This is a genomic window from Bacteroidota bacterium (genome assembly GCA_016720935.1).
Lineage (GTDB): Bacteria > Bacteroidota > Bacteroidia > AKYH767-A > 2013-40CM-41-45 > JADKJP01.
Map to the genome: position 1 here is coordinate 1,450,163 of JADKJP010000006.1, position 20,140 is coordinate 1,470,302.

Below are 20,140 nucleotides of genomic sequence, written 5' to 3' on the forward strand. Positions count from 1 at the left end.
CATACCTCCGTGTATCTTCTCAACAATCAGAATTTGAAAATTGTCAATTAAATCTGTGTATAATTTGGGGATAAAGTGAGTAGCAGTTTATCTTCGTAAACCGAAATTCGACTATGAAATTCTCCAGGGAAGGATTTTTATTGCTCCTGTTTGTAGCAGGAATTTATATACGCAAAACCGGAATCCCGGGTGGTATTCTATTCCTCGTTTTATCAGGAATGTTGCTTTCAACAATACTCATTTCGGGAGGAATCAATGACATGTACAAAAACTATCGGCAGGAAGGACAGATAAAGCTTTCACCGGAGTTAATTTTTGGAATTTCCTTCTTTCTTCTCTTGCTACGTCTGCAGTATTGGGGTTTTGGTGAAAATACAGGCTGGTTTATTATTGCTTTGATTGGTTCCTATCTGTTGTTCTTGATTCTTAAACAATTTAGCAGCAATGGTTTTTCCTGGTTGATGAAATCCAGAATGGATAAGGTTTCTTATTCAGCTGCTATTCTGATTCTTTTGCTCATCTCTTATCTTGGTGTTGTCTGGAACGCCAGAGAATTCCACAACACCTTCAGGGCTTCCAGGTATGAAGAATACATACGAACCACTTTCCCTGATTCTCTGCAATCAAATGCGGATGCAATCATTGAAAAAAATAAATGCAAAAGTCCTGAATGCATTGCCAAAGCGAAAGAAAAATTCAAACAGGCTATGTTTTGTGATAGTTTGAAAGATTACCAACAGGCATTAAAATGGCTGAATTATGCAGTGGATCTGAACCCTGATAATCCGGAGTACTATTTTCAGCGTGGCCATTTGAAATTGATAAAACTGGACATCAGCGAAGAAGCTGCTCGCTCCGCTCTGATCGATTTTAACCGCGCAATTCATTTGAAACCGGAATTTGCTCACGCCTACTATTTCAGGGGAATAACACTTGCTTACCTTGACAAGAAGGATAAAGTCTGCCCGGACATGATCTATGCGAAACAACTGGATTCAGCACTCATTATCCGGGATTACCTCAACAAATTCTGCCCGGACTCAGGCAGCTTTTCGACGGAACAAATTCACCCTTGATTCCTCATTCTTGATCAAACGCTCAATGTTGCGTTGATGGGTTACCAGAATCAATATTGCAACAGCAAGAGAAAAAATATTGATACTTGAGTTGGTGGAGTAAAACACCATGATTACTACAGGGAAAGTAATTCCACTTAACATTGAACTGAGGGAAACATATCTGCTGATTGAAAGGGTTAGAATAAATACTCCTGCGCAAATCAAAGCTGCCTGCGGATGAACTGCAATCAGGATTCCAAGCATAGTAGCCACTCCTTTTCCTCCACGGAAACCAACATAAATTGGAAAGATGTGTCCCAGTAATCCACAGACTGCCAGAGCTAATTCAAAATCGATGAACTCCGGTGATTGAGGATCATAATCCCCGATAAAATACGCCAGCTTCACCGCCATGAATCCCTTTACAATATCCATGATAAGCACTGCTGTTCCAGGCTTTTTTCCCAATACACGAAAAGTATTGGTAGCTCCGGCATTACCGCTACCATATTCACGAACATCAATTCCGTAAAAGGTTCGTCCAACCCATACCGCTGAGGGAATGGATCCAACAAGATAGGCAGCAAGTAAACCGAGTATATTTGGTAATGTTAACAATCCCCACTGATGTTAAAAAACCGGCGTTTTTTGAGTAAAACACCTGCTTTTTCTGTTTCCGAATACAATCTTAACCAAACATTCTTAATTATTCAACCTCCAATTACTTTTCCTCTTCATTTACAGCTGGTTGCATGCGTTTGAGGAAGTTTTTCACTGCTCGGTCAGTTGAAAGAATGTACTCGAAGTCGGGTTTGTCTTTCTCTTTGTTGATACGTTTTTCGGGTTTCAACTTTGTGATCACATCGTTGAATGTTGTTACTGTTGAAAGTGCTTGCATGAGTCCTCTTGCATAACTGAAATAGAACCATTTACCATTTTCCGGTTCAAGATAAATATTCAGTACATCTCCGGTTCTTTTGTGGATGACTTCAACATATCCGTTCACTTTTCGGTTCACAGATACTTTGTCGATGCTTCCAATTCCGATCGGACCAATGGACCTGTAAGACCTGGTTTCATTGTTCCATGCCATTTTTAATTCCGTGATAAAGAATGTCTGTCTCAGATCTTCCGGAATTTTTTTAAATGATCCATATAGGTTCAACTCCGCAATCAGTTTATCTGCCTTTTCTTTTCCAACCAATTCAGTTAGTCCATGCTCAAATGTCGGCCTGCCTACATCCTGAGTTGCAAGAAGGGATGGATTGGTGGAAATCTGTTCGCTCATGATCTTGATGGCATCGTCATTAAAAAAGAAATTGATGGCTGCCAATACATCAAACTGAGTACTGTCGTTATTCAGATTGTTCATGACATTTCCAACCACTTTCAGACTCAACTGACCAAAATCGGATCCAAAGTCAAGTTTACCTTCTCCATACACAAGACATCTGCTATCATCCAGACTAAGATAATTTCCTGCGATACCCGGTTTTTCAAGCTTCTCTGGAGTGGTAATCCTGAACTGACTTGTTCCTTTATCATAATACATCACTCCACTGGCATTGATAATTTCCAGATCTGATGGTTTTTGTTTCGGCATCAGGAAGGCGGCATAGATACCGGTACTGTCGCTGGTTTGCGCGACTGCAGCGGCCAGTTTGGTTCCTGCATCTGTTACCGGAGATGAAATCGTAATGCTCACATTCGCCGGGTTAATATCCCCGCTTGTACGAATCCAGTTACGCTCAATTTTTTCACAATGAAAATTTGGTTTGCTGTAACCGGTAAAAGTGAGGAACTCTTTCGAGGCTGTCAGATGTACAGAACCTTTAAACAGGAATTGAGGACTCAGCGGGAATCCTGCTGTATCTGCCAGTTCACCATCGGCTATAGTCTGGAAAGTGGTATCCACGCCTATTTTATCAAAATGCAAATGGTGTTTGATCTTGTTCTCATCAATGTAATCATAGTCACCGGTTCCCTGGTATTGCTTCCTGCCCATGATATCAATATTGGCATTATAGATTGTATGGTATTTGGTCGTGTTGTTCGCGATTACTCGTGAATCTCTGAGCGTCCTCATTTTAGCATATCTTTCTACAACCACCTTTCCACTGTCCGGAATCACAGAAGCATCCGCAGATTGAATCAGTGCCACTTTTTCAGCTTTGATGAGGTAATCTTTCAAAGAATATCTCGCGAACGGCGCTTTGAATCGCAGGGAATCCTGTCGCGGTTCAACACTGATGAATTCTGAACCGGTAAGACTCAAACCTGTGTTGGTGGTGTCCTCTTTCACCTGCGCTTTGTCCGAAGAGCTCAGCTCAATTTCCTGCTGATCCATGAACCATTTAAACTGGTCGATGTAACAGATATACTGGTTTAGCGGGAAGCTTACATAGGATCCGCCACCGTTGGATTTAAATTCACCGACACGTTTCTGGAAATCAATGTGCGAATTCACATTCTTGGTACTGAATGCAAGCGCAGCTGTATTATCAGATGTTAATCGGAAGTCAGCAGTGTCGGCATCAAATACATTTGATTTGTATTTAAAACGCTGTGATTCCAGTTCGCTTGCTGCAAAAGTCATGATTCCATTTCCTGTCATTCCGGTTGGTTGGAGTTGAATATTACCATTCAGCATCGCCTGACTTTCATACATATTCAGATCCGTACTTGTTTTGTTCACATACATCACATCATTCTTCGGTTCCCAATGTTCGTAGACAGTTTCCGCTTTCACCGCCGGGAACTCAACACCTCCAAGTTTTTCTTTTCTGTTCACAAAACTCTTCACCGTAGAATTCATACTGTCCGGAAGAAATAGAAAATCATCTGTTTTAGATGTGGAAGTCAGATATTCAATCGTACCATCACCATGCAAACCTTCATTGCTGAGTTTAACAGTACTGATGAATTTACCCTTCCCGCCGTAAGCAGGCCAACCTGCGTCCCCGGTTTCCCGCACAAGTCCGAGAGAAAGATCCGGTTGTAAACGCAATGTATCTCTGAACTCCGGGAAGATATCCGCGGAAACAAATTCTCCATTGAAACGAAGTCCTGAACGACTGAAATTATCCAGGGAGTCGATCGTAAAAGGATCAAGGTGAAAATAAAATTTATCTTTCGTATACACACCTTCCTGGATCCAGGGCCGGTCGTAATACACATAAGAGTCTTTCTTCGAATTGAAGATCGGATACTGCGGATATTCATGCATTCCGGATTTGTTTCCCTGGAAATCAATAAGCAAGTCTCCCGAAATATTTTGCAAAACACTCCTTACAGGAACCAGTTTACGTCGGCCCAGTTCATCCTGTTCAGCCGGATCGTTGCTCTCTACTTTCAATCTAAGTGAATCGACATTGTCCAGGTTGATTTTAAAATTCTGGTAATCGAATGCGAACTGTTTACCGTAAAAATCAAATCGTCCTGCCTTCACCCTGCCGGCAAAGGTAAAATCCCTGTTCTTTTTCAATTTTACTTCCTGGTCTTTAGGATAGATAATTACATTTTGCGAATCACTGAGTACGATAGGCGCAAGACCGCGAAGCGTTATTTCAAAGTTCAGCAGATTAATACTCGCATTTGGAAGTGCATTGATAATTGATTCAAACTGGATGACATCGTAATCAATCTTCCCGGAGTTAGCGAGCAGATATGTATTCAATCGATCTTTGATAACTGCTCTGTCATTGGCCGCGTCAAACATCACAAAACCCTGGTTGGCAAAGGTCATTAGCATGATCCTGACTTCACTCACCGGCAAATGCATGTCTTTCGCAAGGTCTTCTGTGTTGATGAATTGACTGCCTTGCTTTGCCGCAAACTGTCTCACTTTTAGGAATGGATGCACATCATTCAAACCTTGTAGTTTCAGAAAGCGCTGGAGACGAAAATAATTGCTGGATTCAAATGTCGCTTTGCTTTCACCGACACCGCTGATCATTTTCATATTCATGATCGGCTCATCGATCTTCCAGTACAATGCGTCAAAGTACATATCGATCTGATGGAAAGAATCAAAATAGGGGCTTTTTGATTTTCCTTCTTCTCCTCTGATCAATGCTACTTCCCTATCCTTAACGATGTATTTAAATGCAACACCAGGATGATAAATGGAATCATCTTCGAAGAAAATATTTACAGAGGCGTTATCGCTCGTAACTTTATCTTTCCTCACTACAAATCCTTTTGACGATGCTTTCAAAAACAGTTTTTTATCCCTGCTGAAATACAAATTTGCATCCTCCTCACTATTGCCTGATCCGATCATTTTATTTCCCACCATTGAAAAGCCACCTTGATAGTCGACATCCGGAACAATGTTTTTTATAGCAAGTCCTGTTGTGTAGGATTCAAAACGAGGATAACTCGCGTTTTCCGGGGTAACATTGGACAGAATTTTATCCGTGTATTTTCCCTGAAGAGATTGTTTAAAATAGGTTGTATTGAAAAAGGTAACTGAATCCGCGAAGAAATCGCTTCCTGTCACATCAATCGTATAATTTGAAAGCTCCGCACGTACAACCGATTCTTCCCATCCTGCCCTTACCCAGTTAACTTTACCACCCGAACCGTAAAACAATTGGCGTGTCGGATACAGGACACCTTTCGTCGCGAAAATTATGGATGAGTCTCCTTTGGAAGTACAAACCAGGTTCATCGCCGGGAAAACGATTTTTGGTATAGTGTCAAATTCAAAAGTGTAATTCGGATTGTCGCTGTGCCAATTGGTCGAAGCGGATTCGTACAATACATTACTCCGGAACAAGTTATTACAGGTGATCACATAATTCGCGAAATACTTAGCAGGCATCAATAACAGTTTATCAAGACTCGCCTGCCATGCCGAAAAACTTTGTGCCGACTGGTTACTTCCGGCGAAACTTGTCAGTGCAATGATGTAATTTCTGAAATCCGGAAAAGCTTTCATGCGTTTGCGGAGCATCGCGTTACTGGTCTTGTAGATCAATTGTTGCTGATCGGCGCTAAACTTTCCTCCTGTCCACAATACATCAAACGCATCCATTATCTTCTCACCTTCCTTCTTGTCAGTCTCCATGAGAAATGTTCTCATTTCCTCACTAAACTTGACCGGGTCAGTGGTAAAGTTTTTTATTCCTTGCCCGGATGATTCGCAGATAAATCCAAACAGGAAAAACAAAATAATTGAATAGAGCGAGTTGAATTTGGGTTGATGCATCTGATGATTTAAAATTATTGGGTAAGCGGAAGAGTGGAAACTATGGAATATATTCCCAAATTGCAGTCAGGAATAATTGTTTTATTTTTTATACGAGACAGATGCCCAGCCTTCGTGGTGCTTTTCTTTCAGCACCTGCAGTCCGAGAGATTTAGCTTTTTCGTTCAATACAGAAACATCCTCAGTAAGAAAACCGCTGATCACCAATTCTCCACCTTGATTTAAGGACACGGAATATGCTTCCATATCGTTAAGCAATACATTTCGGTTAATATTCGCGAGAATAATATCAAAGTCGAGATTTTTCAAAAGCCGATAGTCTCCTTTTTGTATTTCTATATCTTCCGTTTGATTCCGTTTACAATTCTCGATACTGTTTTCGATGGCCCAGTCATCAATATCCGTAGCAAGGATTTTTTCCGCGCCCATTTTTTTTGCTAGAATCGCGAGGACACCACTTCCGCTCCCCATGTCAAGCAAAGATTTGCCTTCCAGATCCATCTCCAGCATTTGTTCAATCATCAGACTGGTCGTAGCATGATGACCGGTTCCAAATGACATTTTTGGTTCGATGATCAATTCTATCAGCCCGGATGGAGCTGGAGGATGAAAAGGAGCCCTGATATGAACTTCATTCTTGACAGTAACCGGCTCAAAATTGGATTCCCATTCCTTGTTCCAGTTTTTATCTTTAATAAACGATTTTTCCATCCGGATATTTTCATTTCCCGGAATGCTTCTGATCAATTCGGAAATTTTATCTTCCTGATAATCCGCTGCAGGGATAAATGCGGAAACACCGTCTTCCTGTTCCTGAAACATCTGGAAGTCTGTTTCCCCCAGCCATGCAATCAAAACTTCGTTCATTGCAGGGTCATTGTAAAATCGTATTTCCAGATAATCCATATAACCTTGTTCAGGATTTCGCGATGATGGCATTCATCGCTTTGATAATTTGTTTGAATTCATCCGCTTTCAGGGAAGCCCCGCCTACCAGTCCTCCATCCACATCCTGACAGGAAAACAATTCCTGAGCATTTTTTGCGGTTACACTACCACCATAAAGAACGGTGAGCTGATCGGCAACATTTGTATTGTATCTGTTTGCAACCAACTGCCTGATAAAAGCATGCATTTCCTGAGCCTGCACTGATGAAGCAGTAACTCCTGTTCCAATTGCCCAGACAGGCTCATAGGCAATAACACAATCCTGTATCAGGTTTTCATTTAAGTGGAAAAGTCCTTTTTCCAATTGCATTTGTACTGTTTCCCGATGCAGTCCTTGATTTCTTTGGGCAAGCGTTTCTCCGCAACAAAAAATAGGGAGCAAAGAGTTTTCAATTGCACGTGTCACTTTATCTGCCAATTGAACATCTGTTTCATGATACAATGCCCTTCTTTCTGAATGACCAACCAGGACATATTCAGTGCCTATGGAAGCAAGCATCGCAGCGGAGATCTCACCTGTAAAGGCTCCTTTCACCTGCTCAGAACAATTCTGTGCAGCAATGGCAACTTGCGGACATTTTTGCAAACGGGAAACGATCTGTTGAATGTAAATTGCCGGAGGGGCGAGGATAATTTCTGTACTACCGGATTCATCATAATTGTCAATGACACCATCCACCAAAGCCATTGCTTCAGCATAAAGCAGATTCATTTTCCAGTTTCCGGCGACTATTTTTTTCCTCATGAAAATGACATTTTAGAGAGTTCGAAATAACATCAAATAGTGCTCACTAGCAAGATGAAAATTTCAACAATGAGATCAGTTGTGAACTTATTCAAGGTGATTTATCAAAAATAATAGTGCTCCTCTAATGATTCGTTCATAACCAAAATGTCATAATTCGCCATGAAAATGTTAATGTATCCAGCCGGAAATACCATAAGCCAGATTTGAGCTGAAATATCTCTAAAATGAGGCCTTTCAGAGCTTCTTTTATCACGATTTTATTTTACATTTGAAACCCGATAAAAATTACATTTCATTCATTAACATCAAGTTCATGTCCTCACTTCAAAGGAAGATTTATTTAGTATTTGTCAGTCTGCTTTTCGCCTCTATTGCATCTTTTGCACAGGTTACGGCTAATTTCAATGCCGACATTCTTCAGGATTGTCCTCCTGCAATTGTGCAATTTACCAGCACTTCCACAGGTAATCCTACCACCTATTTATGGGATTTCGGAGATGGAACCGGTGGTTCTGTATTACAAAACCCGAATCACTCCTTTGCTACTTCCGGCTTATATACGGTAACACTCACTGTTTCGAATGGCACTACCTCAGATACTGAAATAAAGACTGATTATATCCGGGTATTCGTTCCGCCTACAGCATCTTATTCGGTAACCAATGATTCCATTTGTTCCGGAACGTCGATTACTTTTACAAATACTTCTATACCCGGAGACGGGGCTATTAACCAATTCAGCTGGACCTTTAATGACGGTACGCCTCAGGTCACGGGTGTGAGTACTGTCGATCATATCTTTACCAATGGAGGTAGTACTTACCAAACCTATTATCCTGTTCTTGCGATCAATGATGCAAACGGATGCAATGGCAGTTATAACGAAGACACAATATGGGTCTTCCCTCAACCTGTAGCTGATTTCTTTGTCAACCAAATTACTTCCTGCTCCGCTCCCGCTACGATCAGCTTTACAAACACTTCGTCGAATACAAGTTTGTATACCTGGGATTTTGGAGACCCGGCGAGTGGAGTCGACAATGCTTCAACTTTAGCGAATCCTTCTCACACATACAATTCAACCGGAACTTATAACATTGTACTTACCTCGGGAGTCCCTGGTTGTAACGATACACACAACCAATCAGTCACTATTGCTCAACCGGTGGCAAATTTTACCATATCCGATACTGTCGTTTGCATGAACGATACAATCTTCTTTACCAATACCGGTTCAACAGGTGTGTATAACTGGAATTTCGGAGATCCTTCGAGCGGAGTGAATAATTCATCCGGACAAAGCGACCCTTCTCATGTGTTCAGCGGACCGGGAACATTTCAGGTGAGTCTGACAATTTCAATTGGTTCCTGCACAGATGTGATTACACAATCCGTTCGTGTAAGGGTTCCACCGCAAGTCGCTTTCATTTCTCCTGATCATCAGGCATGTGATACTCCTTTCACGGTCTCTTTCAATGATACAATTTCCGGACATACTGCATGGTCCTGGGTATTCGGAGATCCCTCCAGCGGTGCATTGGACTCTTCCTCTGTCCAAAATCCTTCACACACGTATCATAATTTTGGTTACTACAGCGTGAACCTGACCGTCGTCGATGGCTTTGGTTGTCGCAACAGTGCCCTGTTTTCAAATTACGTTGCAATTGTAAAACCAGTAATTGATTTTAGCCAACCTGATAGTGGTTGTGTAGGTTCTACATTTACATTCAACGCGAGTGTAAATTCTCCGGCGGATCCGACCATCACCGATTATACATGGGTCTTTACAGACGGCACCGGACCCCATTCTTCCGGTAGCAGTCCAACCATTCAGCACACCTTTAATGCGGTTGGAATTTTTCCTGTTACCCTGACAATTACGACTTCATCAGGATGTACTGAAACACTTACCAAAACCGCTTACATTAAAATTGGAACAAAACCGAATGCTAATTTCAGCGCGACTCCTCAGGTAATTTGTTTCAAAGACAATGTTCAATTTACCGATCTCTCTGCTCCACCGCCAATTACCGGATGGAGATGGAATTTTGGAGACGGTGGTTCCAGTATTTTGCAAAACCCGAATCATCAGTACAATATCGATACTTCCGGTACTGCTGATCCTTTCGACGTAACTCTAATCGCTTATTACAATGGTTGCCCTGATACCATTGTCTTAACAGATCTCATTACCGTAAATGGTCCTATTCCGGATTTTGCACCTGTGTACAATTGTGCTAATCCATATTCTGTTACTTTCAATAATCTGAGTGGAGGTGCTACCAGTTACAGTTGGGATTTTGGTGATGGTTCCGCTGCTTCAACGCAAACTAATCCTTCACACACTTATCCTTCCAACACAAATTACACCGTGGTACTGACCGCTACCAGTTCTGTCTCAGGTTGCGTTGTTGATTCAGTTCATGTTGTTCAGATTCGTGCTCCATTGGCCGTTGCCGCTTCGAATACAATCGAAGCCTGTCACCCTTCCACCATTCAATTCACAGGCACCGGTTCAACTGATTACAATACTCAGGTCTGGACCTTCGGTGAAGGAATTGCAGGTGTACAGGATACATCCTTACTAATTAATTCACCACACTATTATAACAATGCCGGGTACTATACAGCAACGCTCACAATCACTGACATCCACAATTGCGTGAGTGTAGATACTCAACGGGTGCACATCATTGGCCCTACCGCCTATTTCAAGGCTTCTCCTTTCACAGGTTGTGCACCTTTAAACGTAGTATTTACGGATACATCAGACACTGAAGGCAGCGCTATTGTAAAATGGATTTGGAATTACGGCAGCTCAGTGGATACAACCTTAACCGGAACGGCTAATCACCCATATCCAACACCCGGAAATTATTCTGTGACACTGACTGTCATTGATGCAAATGGATGTACAAATTCAACTACAGCTTTCAATTATATCCAGCCTACTCAGCCTGATCCTACATTTACTACCACCGCGGATACCCTCTGTAGAAATGCGCCAATCAGTTTTAATGCTTCACCCGGAACCTATGTAGCTAATCCGGTGACTTATTCCTGGAATTTCGGTGATGGAAACACCTCTTCGTCCACAAATAATACTGAAACGCACAGCTACACCGACAATGGAAGTTATTCTGTTTTATTAATCGCGACCGACAATAACAATTGCGTAGATTCTATTCGTAAAGACATATTTGTTTATACCACTCCCGCGAGTTTCCATTGGACTTTGCAGGATACCTGTGTGGAAACTAACGGTATCAAACAAGCACAGATTTACGCAGTGTTTACTTCCGACTCCAACAATTACATGGGTACGTATTCATGGGATCTGGAATACACACAAAATTTAAATACCAACCTTTCATCCTATGTAAATTACTATTCTGTTCCGGCAGGATCGTATGATGTAGCACTCACTGTTACAAACCGTTTCGGCTGTGTGGATTCTGTTCGCCAACCTGACCTCGTTGTTGTTCCTGGCCCTACAGGATCATTTACTGCCATTCCTGATTCGGGTTGTCGTCCACTGACTGTCACCTTTAACGGAGTGGCCAGTAATTCAAATTTATATGCATGGGATTTTGGTGATGGAACTGTAATTCCGAGTACGTCTGAGGACACTGTTACTCATACTTACAACAGTGTAGATAATTTTATCCCTCGCCTCTATCTCGGCTTTACCATGCCGATCAGTGGTAATTTCTGTTATGTTCAGGTTCCATATTCCGATTCAATACAGGTGACAACAATTGTGAATGTTGACATTCTTGAAGATACCATCATTGTGCGTGATGAAGAATTCGACACTTTACATGTACAAACCATTGGTCCCGGTGGTTTGACCTATACTTATTCATGGAATCCTGCCTCACTGGTAAACCCTGATCCGTTGAGCAGTACAACTTTCTACGCTACAACAACAGGTACTACTCAACTTTACACTGTTGAAGCCGGATATGGAAACGGTTGTTCCAGTTCGGATTCAGTATTGGTGATATACAGAACCTGTGAAGCCCTTCTGAAAATTCCGAATGTCTTTACACCAAATGATGACCACAGAAACGACACCTATCACATCGATTCATTGTGCACATTCGAAGGTTTCTATTTCAAAATCTACAATCGTTGGGGTAAAATAGTTTTTGAATCCAACGATCCTGATTTTGCCTGGGATGGCTTGGATACAGACGGAACAGAATGTTCTGAAGGAACCTATTATTATGTCATGCTAACCAGAAGAAATGAATTGCACGGGTTTATTCAACTGATAAGAGAATAACAAAAAAGCCATCTCAAAAGGATGGCTTTTCTTATCACATCGGATCTACATCCACATGCATCTGCACCGGATGATTGTCACGATTTGCATAAAAAGCAGACATGCATTCACGAATTTTATTTTTCGCGTCTTTGGAGGAAACTTCGCGTTCTATTTTAATGATGACAACACGGTGGTAAAGATTCCGTATTCTTGAAATCAGCGGAATGTGAGGGCCAATTACCCGCTGGCCAAGTTTGTTCCTCAACATTGTGGCAAAAACTCCTGCCGCATCCTGAACCACATCAGAATCCTTGTGACGTATTATTATCTCGATCAAACGTGTATGCGGAGGATAATTGAATTTATGTCTTTCAAATAAATCACGTTTGTAAAAAGCTTCATAATCATTTTTTACAACATCACGAATTACCCAATGGTTCGGTTGCTGAGTCTGAATAATCACCCTTCCCTGTTTTTGCTTCCTTCCGGAACGCCCACTCACCTGGGCCATTAGTTGGAAGCTTCTCTCATGGGAACGGAAATCAGGGAAATTTAGTAACTGATCGGCATTGATAATCCCAACAGTACTCACATTATCAAAATCCAGTCCTTTGGTGACCATCTGTGTACCCACCAGAATATCAATTCTCCGTTCTTCGAAATCGGTAATAATTCTATGAAAGGATTGTTTTGAACGTGTGGCATCCAAATCCATACGAGCAATGCTGGCAGAAGGGAAAAAGATGGCAATCTCCTCTTCTATTTTCTCTGTTCCGAATCCTTTTACTTCAAGATGATGATCACCACATTGCATACACGATGCAGGAACGGTTTGTCCATATCCGCAATAATGACATTTTAACTGATGACTTTGTTTGTGATAGGTCAATGTCACGGAACAATTTTTGCAATTTGGAATCCAGTTGCATTGTCTGCATTCGAGGTAAGGAGAAAATCCACGCCTGTTTTGAAACAGGATAACCTGTTCTTTGTTTTTCAAAGCAAGATCAATCGACTGAATCAATTCAGGTGTGAAATGAGATTTCATGATCTTCTTACGAGTCGCTTCTTTTACATCCGCGACGACAATTTCAGGCATGTGAACGCCACCGAATCGTTGCTTCAGATCTACCAAGGCATATCTCCCGGCAAGAGCATTGTAATAGCTCTCCAGAGAAGGTGTTGCAGAACCAAGCAATACTTTGGCGCCATGAATTTTCGCCAGTACGATAGCGGTATCTCTCCCATGATATCTGGGAGCAGGATCATTTTGTTTGTATGAAGAATCATGTTCTTCATCCACAATCACAAGTCCTAATTTGCTGTAAGGAAGAAATAATGCAGAACGGGCACCAAGAACAATCTGAGATTTAAAATAAGATCCTTCAGCATTTTCTTCAGAAAATCTGTTCACCTGGTTCCATACTTCAATTCTTTCATTACTGCTATAACGGGAATGATAAACTCCTACTCTGTCACCAAAGTGACGCCGAAGCCTGGTGATAATCTGTGTTGTCAAAGCGATTTCCGGTAACAGATACAAAACCTGTTTCCCTGATTTTATCGTTTCTTCAATAAGGTGAATATAAACTTCTGTTTTACCACTGGAAGTAACTCCGTGTAAAAGGGCTACATTTTTTTGTTCGTAGGCATTTTTGATATCCTTCAATGCCTTTTGCTGAGCCTCACTAAGCGAATATGTATCCACATGCTCACCGGTTGCAACCGGAATTCGATCAACCCTGACATCCCATTCTTTTAAAATGTTATTCCTGATCAGAGTATGCAATGCGGAAGATGAAATATTTTCCTCCTTAAGAAGGTCTTGCTTCCTCACAAAATCTTTTTCATCTTTTTGATAAAGAAGTTTTAGAAATACCATCAGTGTTTCCAGCTGCTTTCCTTTTCGTTTATCCTGTTCGTATTCCTGAAATAAAGTATGCAATTCAGAATCGATTTCATAAGCAGGACTTAAACGAATCCTGGTCTCCTTTTTCGGCTTATATCTTTCTTCGATTTCTTCCGATAAAATGATCATCCCCTTTTCCAGCATTTTTTTCAAAAGAGCATGAACCGTTTTTTTCTTCAGCACCTGGGAAACCTCTTCAATACTCATTTCTTGTTTGCTCAACAAGGATTCATAAATAATTTGTTCCAAAGGTTCCAATTCCAGGATATCCAGTTCGAATGCCGGATTCAGGACGACTTTAGTTTCACTTTGCAGTTTCAAACCCGGTGGAAGTGCTGCATTCATGACCTCTCCTTCCTGGCACAAATAATAATCAGCCATCCATGCCCAAAGTTCAAACTGATATTCATTTACAATGGCTTTCTCATCCAGGATACTCTGAACCGACTTCAGGGCAGTGAGGTCCTCATTTTCGGATTGCCTGATGTTCCTAATGAGAGCCGCGAAAATCCTTTGTTTGCCGAAAGGGACTATGACACGTTTTCCCTGAGAAATGTCATGCCTTAATTCCTCCGGAACTTTATAAGTAAAATACTGTGACACAGCCAAGGGAAGTACCACATCAACAAGGACTTGGGTGTTATTGGTCAAAATACCTGCTTGTTATAATACCAGAAAAATTTTGGTTTGAAAGAATAACAAAGATAATGCGCAAAGAATTCATTCTTTCTCCAGTAATAAAGAATAATTTTGAGCATTCGCTTTTCTTTGGGGGCAAAAGCGAACTGCGAACTCATGAAATTTTTGTCCTACAAGTTACCAATTTACTATTTGTTATTGATTTTGCTGGTTTTCGGATCGGCCTTTACATGGCTTTATCAAAAACCAACCAAAGTGATTGAACGGGTTTCAGAAAGAAACAATTGTTCCGTCCAAATCCTGCGTCAAAACATTTATGAATTGACCAAACCCGTAATACTGGTGGATGTTGGGAATGAGGAACAGAGTTTTGACCACTTAAAGGCTAAGTTGAATCAGTTTTTTGACCAGCAAAAGGCAGCCGGAGTCATTCAAAGCGCTTCTGTAATGTTCCGGCAACAGTCTGATGGAAAATGGTTTAGCATAAATCCTTCTGAAACATATAGTCCGGGAAGTATCATGAAGGTGGTAACCATGATTTGTTATCTAAAAGCTGCTGAAAGCAATCCATCCATTTTGGAAAAAAAGATTCTTCTCATGCGTCATTTTGGTGAGATTCCCGAACAGACTTTAACCGGAAATGTATTGGTACCCGGCAATTATTATAAAGTAAAAGATCTCATCGCTCAAATGATCATTTATTCAGATAATGACGCAGCTGCATTATTGAACAGAGATGTTGATTTTATTGCATATCAAAACATTTTAAAGGATCTTGAATTGCCGATTCCTGGCAAGGCTCAGATGAATTATGAATTAACTGTAAAGGAATGTTCTCGCCTTCTCAGGGTTTTGTATAATTCCTCTGTCCTAAAGCCTGAAGCCTCAGAATACGCGCTTCAATTATTGTCACAAAGTGGATTTAAAACCGGCTTTTCAAAATACATGGATCCGTCATTAAAGATTGCACGGAAATTTGGGGAGCGTTCATTCGGCGAAATCCAGCAACTCCATGAAACCGGTATTTTTTATTATCACGACAGACCTTATATTTTAACTGTTATGACCAAAGGCCTTGACAACAAGGTCTTACCCGAAGTACTTGCCCAGGTCAGCAGAATCGTTTATGAAAGCCTGAATGAAAACAGTGCGATGCTGAATTAGAAACAGATTATCTGTTTCTGTATTTCTTCCTCTTTATCTTCGACAATTTAAATAAGAAATTCCTTTCTTATGTTTGCAGAATCTATGAGAAAATGTTCTGCCCTTTTTCTTTTGCTTTTTTTGAATTGCTTCATATTTCTGCTGAATCCGGTATTTGCTCAGGAACCAAAAAAAATTGAGCTCCTGAATGCGGATGTCAGCGAATTTGATCAGAGCATCAATGCGAAAGCAACCCGTTTATTGGGAAATGTCGCCTTCAAACATGAAAACGCAATCATGCATTGCGACAGCGCATATCTCTACCAGGATGAAAACAGGCTGGAAGCTTTTCAGAATATCAGAATCACACAGGGGGATACATTGACATTAACAGGGAAAAGATTACTCTACGATGGCAACACACGACAAGCACAGGTATTTGAAAATGTCGTCCTGAGCGATCAACGTATGACCTTAAGGACTTCCCGCCTGGATTATGACCTCGGAACAGATATCGCCTTTTATAAAGACAGTGCAAATATTGTCGACGGCGAAAATACATTAACCAGCCGCCTTGGTTACTATTACAGCAATACCCACGATATGTATTTCCGTGAAGATGTATTGTTGGTGAATCCAAAATACAGAATGGAAGGCGATACACTTCGTTACAATACTCTTGATAAATCCGCCTACTTTCTTGGACCTACCTGGTTGCATTCAGCAAAAAATGTGATCTATTGTGAAAGTGGTTGGTACAATACTATCAAGCAGACATCTTCATTTCATAAAAACGCTTATCTGCAAACTGAAACACAACTGTTGCGTGGTGATTCTGTACTCTATGACAGAAACTCCGGAATCGGCCGCGTCTTTGGAAACGTTTCAATTGAAGATACAACAAATAAAATTATTATCGGTGGAGATTATGGTGAACATCACGAAGTCACTGACTCCTCCTGGGTCACAGGACATGCATTGATGTCGCAGATTTTTACAACAGATACTCTTTTTTTACATGCGGATACACTGCTTGCCGTTGGCGAAAAAATCAATGGAGATACGGCTGCATCTAAAAGAAACATGTACGCCTTCCACGATGTCAGACTTTTTAAACCTGATTTTCAGGGTTCCTGTGATTCACTAGTTTATAATTTCAGAGATTCAACAATCCGAATGTTTTATCAACCGGTGCTTTGGTCGGGACTTAACCAGTTGACTGCTGATTCTGTTACTCTCCAGACCGCTAATTCTGAAATTACGCATATTCATCTGGTGAATAATTCTTTTATTACTTCACGGGCTGACAGTGTCTCCCTGGAAATTCCGGACTCACTTAAATTCAATCAGATCAGAGGAAAACGGATGACTGGTTTTTTTGAAAAGAATGAGTTGGTTAGAATTAATGTAGAAGGAAATGGCCAGACGATCTATTACGCCAAGAATAAAAGAGAACAGAACTTCGCGGTAAACCGGGCAGATTGCAGTGACATGATCATTTTCGTGGATAAAAGCAAAGTGAAAACAATTACGCTGCAAAACGATCCGGATGGAACCATGTATCCAATTCATGAGCTTGCAACAACTGAACTTCGACTAAAAGGATTTTCCTGGCTTGAAAATAAGAGGCCAAAATCGAAAGCTGATCTTTTCTCTGCAGCGGACAGGAAATAATTTTTGTGGGCTCCGTTCCTGACTTACTCTTTCCTTAAACTAATTTCAGCTGGTCAGATATTCTTCCTTGAATATTTTCAGGAGAATTAAAAAATATGACAGCAGTAAGGGGCCAAAAATGATCCCGGATACACCGAACAATTGCAATCCGCTGATGACTCCCACAATGGTGATAATCGGATGTACATCCGCGAATTTTTTCTGAAAAATAAACCTGAAAATATTATCAATGGTTCCGATGATCGCGACACCAAATATTCCTATTGCTATTCCTGCCATGTTTGCCCTGCGGACAATTGATAAATGGCTGCAGGCAACCAGATCAGCATGGACCCTACCACCGGAAAAAAAGAAAAGAATCCTGTCATTACTCCCCAAAACAACGGATCAGGTAAGCCGAATATCCAATAACCGAGAGCTGCCGCCCCTGCCTGAATGATGGCAAGTAAAGGCGATCCTAATGCATTCGAAAATGTTTGTGATTCCAGCTCTTTTGAAAATCGTGCAAGCTTATCCTGGGCGAAAGGAAGGTAATCCTCTATTAATTTTTCCAGCTTACCCGTATTGATGAGCATGTAGTAAAAAAAGAAAAACAAAAGCAGAATATTGGTCAGAATGATCATTGATTCCCCAAGAAAATTCGTGATGAATCCTGCAGCTTCCGACTGAAGTTTAGCCATGTTGCCAGTGGTCATCAGCTGAAATCCGGTCATACGCTGAAAACTAATGTCCGCATCTTTCAGAACTTTCATGGTGATAGATCCTTCATTAAAAAAAATCGAGAGTTTCGGAATGATCATATAACTCATAACCAAAATCGGAATCATCACCAGCACAAGAGAAAGTAAAATGATGGACATCGCTGCACGCCAGGGTTTCCATTTTCGTTTCTCCAACAATTTGCGCATCATTGGACGGAACAACACATAGAGAATTATTGCTCCAAGAATGGCATCCAGAAATGACCGAAGTGTATACCCAATGAGAGCGGTTGTAATTATTAATGCAACAAGTACAAACTGATGCGTAAATCTTTTCTTGATCCAATCTGAGGCCATAAAGAGAAATGATTGAGAGTGTAAAGATAAGGATTGATTGAATATTTTATCTTTGAAAACTCATGGAAACACCAACACAAATACGTGTAGACAAATGGCTTTGGGCAGTCCGGCAATACAAAACCCGGTCACTGGCTACCAAAGCATGCGAACAAGGCAAAATTATCATTCAGGGACAAGCGGTAAAACCTTCCCGTCATGTTAAAATTGGCGAAGAAATTAAATTAAAAAGAACCGGATTGGTGAAAACACTGAAAGTCCTGAACCTGACTTCAAACAGGCTAAACGCGAAACTGGTATCTGAATATGCCGAAGATCTGACCCCACCGGAAGAAATCGCTGCTTACAAGGAAAGGGCATCAAGAGTTACTATTTTCAGGGATCCCGGAACAGGCAGACCTACCAAGCGGGAACGCAGGGATCTGGATGATTTTATGGGTGAATATTGATAAATGGCAGTTTTTCCTCATTCAGTTCTTTCAATAAAAATTGCTTCTCTGCGTTTTTGATTTGTTGATATTTTCTTGAAAAATCAGGTCTTTCCTGACCGGTTCCGTGACGTAGAAGACCTACTTTTGTGCTTCTCAAATCCCCGGAATTCCCCAAACATTTCCAAACTATGCGCAGCACTCAAGAATTGCAAAAAATTGCTTCTCAGGTGAGAAGAGATATTATCCGTCAGGTTACCGTCGCCAATTCCGGACATCCGGGCGGTTCCCTTGGTTGTGCGGATTTTCTTGTTGGATTGTATTTCGGAATCATGAATCACAACCCGAAAGCTTTTTCGATGGATGGAAAATCAGAAGATCTGTTTTTCCTGAGCAACGGACATATTTCCCCTCTATTCTATAGTGTTCTCGCGCGTTCAGGTTATTTTGACGTCAAGGAACTTTCTACCTTCCGTTTGATTAATTCCAGACTTCAGGGTCATCCGGCTACACATGAAAAGCTGCCGGGAATCCGTGTTGCAAGCGGATCACTTGGTCAGGGAATCAGTGTCGCTATCGGAGCAGCGCTTACAAAAAAGCTGAATGGTGACTCCAGTACAGTGTTTTGCCTGTGTGGAGATGGCGAAATGGAAGAAGGTCAGATCTGGGAGGCAGTAATGTATGCCGGGGCGAAAAAGTTGATAACCTTATTGTAACAGTGGATGTGAACAATCAGCAAATCGATGGCTCCATTGAACACGTTATGCCTTATGGTGATCTTCGACCAAAATTTGAAAGTTTCGGTTGGGAAGTTTTAACAATGGACGGAAACAACATGCAGGAAGTAGTGGACACTTTGCAAAAAGCAAAATCCGGAACGGGAAAACAAAAACCGGTCATGATCCTGATGAAAACGGTAATGGGACAGGGTGTAGATTTTATGATGCATACTCATAAATGGCATGGTGTGGCTCCAAATCCGGAACAAACAAAAACCGCTTTGGCGCAATTGGAAGAAACGCTTGGAGATTTCTGATGCGTTCTGTCTCAGGT

Annotated in this window: 13 protein-coding genes and 1 pseudogene; 7 read left to right on the plus strand and 7 right to left on the minus strand. The window is 41.2% G+C overall.

Annotation, left to right across the window (positions count from 1 at the left end):
* Positions 1–113 precede the first annotated feature (113 nt).
* Positions 114–1,076 (plus strand): tetratricopeptide repeat protein, encoded by a 963-nt coding sequence (locus IPP86_14140; protein ID MBL0139651.1) that lies wholly within the window; start codon positions 114–116, stop codon positions 1,074–1,076.
* On the opposite strand, the gene plsY is transcribed toward IPP86_14140, so the two are convergent.
* The 4 genes from plsY to IPP86_14160 form a co-directional block, all read right to left on the minus strand.
* Positions 1,041–1,676: a glycerol-3-phosphate 1-O-acyltransferase PlsY gene (gene plsY, locus IPP86_14145; protein MBL0139652.1), complete on the minus strand. Its 636-nt coding sequence runs from the start codon at positions 1,674–1,676 to the stop codon at positions 1,041–1,043. The two genes, IPP86_14140 and plsY, sit on opposite strands and share 36 nt — an antisense overlap.
* Positions 1,677–1,779: 103 nt before the next feature.
* Complete coding sequence (locus tag IPP86_14150) at positions 1,780–6,144, minus strand: hypothetical protein (protein ID MBL0139653.1); 4,365 nt, start codon at positions 6,142–6,144, stop codon at positions 1,780–1,782.
* A gap of 207 nt (positions 6,145–6,351) precedes the next feature.
* Positions 6,352–7,176: a 50S ribosomal protein L11 methyltransferase gene (prmA, locus tag IPP86_14155; GenBank protein ID MBL0139654.1), complete on the minus strand. Its 825-nt coding sequence runs from the start codon at positions 7,174–7,176 to the stop codon at positions 6,352–6,354.
* Positions 7,177–7,186: 10 nt separating this feature from the next.
* The gene (locus IPP86_14160; protein MBL0139655.1) at positions 7,187–7,963 is read right to left on the minus strand and encodes a triose-phosphate isomerase; all 777 of its coding nucleotides are present in this window, start codon (positions 7,961–7,963) and stop codon (positions 7,187–7,189) included.
* Positions 7,964–8,279: 316 nt separating this feature from the next.
* Here IPP86_14160 and IPP86_14165 point away from each other — a divergent pair, with 316 nt between their 5' ends.
* Positions 8,280–12,254, plus strand: a complete 3,975-nt coding sequence (locus tag IPP86_14165) for a PKD domain-containing protein (GenBank protein MBL0139656.1) — start codon at positions 8,280–8,282, stop codon at positions 12,252–12,254.
* Between the two features lie 34 nt (positions 12,255–12,288).
* Here the strand turns inward: IPP86_14165 and priA are convergent, their stop codons facing one another.
* Positions 12,289–14,748, minus strand: a complete 2,460-nt coding sequence (priA, locus tag IPP86_14170; GenBank protein ID MBL0139657.1) for a primosomal protein N' — start codon at positions 14,746–14,748, stop codon at positions 12,289–12,291.
* Here priA and IPP86_14175 point away from each other — a divergent pair.
* From IPP86_14175 to IPP86_14185, 3 genes are all read left to right on the plus strand, one after another.
* The gene (locus tag IPP86_14175) at positions 14,742–15,047 is read left to right on the plus strand and encodes a hypothetical protein (protein ID MBL0139658.1); all 306 of its coding nucleotides are present in this window, start codon (positions 14,742–14,744) and stop codon (positions 15,045–15,047) included. The two genes, priA and IPP86_14175, sit on opposite strands and share 7 nt — an antisense overlap.
* A gap of 58 nt (positions 15,048–15,105) precedes the next feature.
* Entirely contained in the window at positions 15,106–15,948 is an 843-nt protein-coding gene (locus IPP86_14180) for a serine hydrolase (protein MBL0139659.1), read from the plus strand.
* 84 nt (positions 15,949–16,032) lie between these two features.
* The gene (locus tag IPP86_14185; protein MBL0139660.1) at positions 16,033–17,601 is read left to right on the plus strand and encodes an organic solvent tolerance protein OstA; all 1,569 of its coding nucleotides are present in this window, start codon (positions 16,033–16,035) and stop codon (positions 17,599–17,601) included.
* Between the two features lie 45 nt (positions 17,602–17,646).
* Here the strand turns inward: IPP86_14185 and IPP86_14190 are convergent, their stop codons facing one another.
* Entirely contained in the window at positions 17,647–17,880 is a 234-nt protein-coding gene (locus IPP86_14190) for an AI-2E family transporter (GenBank protein MBL0139661.1), read from the minus strand.
* Complete coding sequence (locus tag IPP86_14195) at positions 17,868–18,659, minus strand: AI-2E family transporter (protein MBL0139662.1); 792 nt, start codon at positions 18,657–18,659, stop codon at positions 17,868–17,870. The genes IPP86_14190 and IPP86_14195 overlap by 13 nt, the downstream gene beginning before the upstream one ends.
* Before the next feature lie 62 nt (positions 18,660–18,721).
* On the opposite strand from IPP86_14195, the gene IPP86_14200 reads away from it, so the two are divergent.
* Together IPP86_14200 and IPP86_14205 are read left to right on the plus strand one after the other, a co-directional pair.
* Entirely contained in the window at positions 18,722–19,108 is a 387-nt protein-coding gene (locus IPP86_14200; protein MBL0139663.1) for an RNA-binding S4 domain-containing protein, read from the plus strand.
* A 170-nt stretch (positions 19,109–19,278) separates the two neighbouring features.
* A pseudogene (locus IPP86_14205) lies at positions 19,279–20,123 on the plus strand (transketolase).
* The last annotated feature ends 17 nt before the right edge of the window (positions 20,124–20,140 follow it).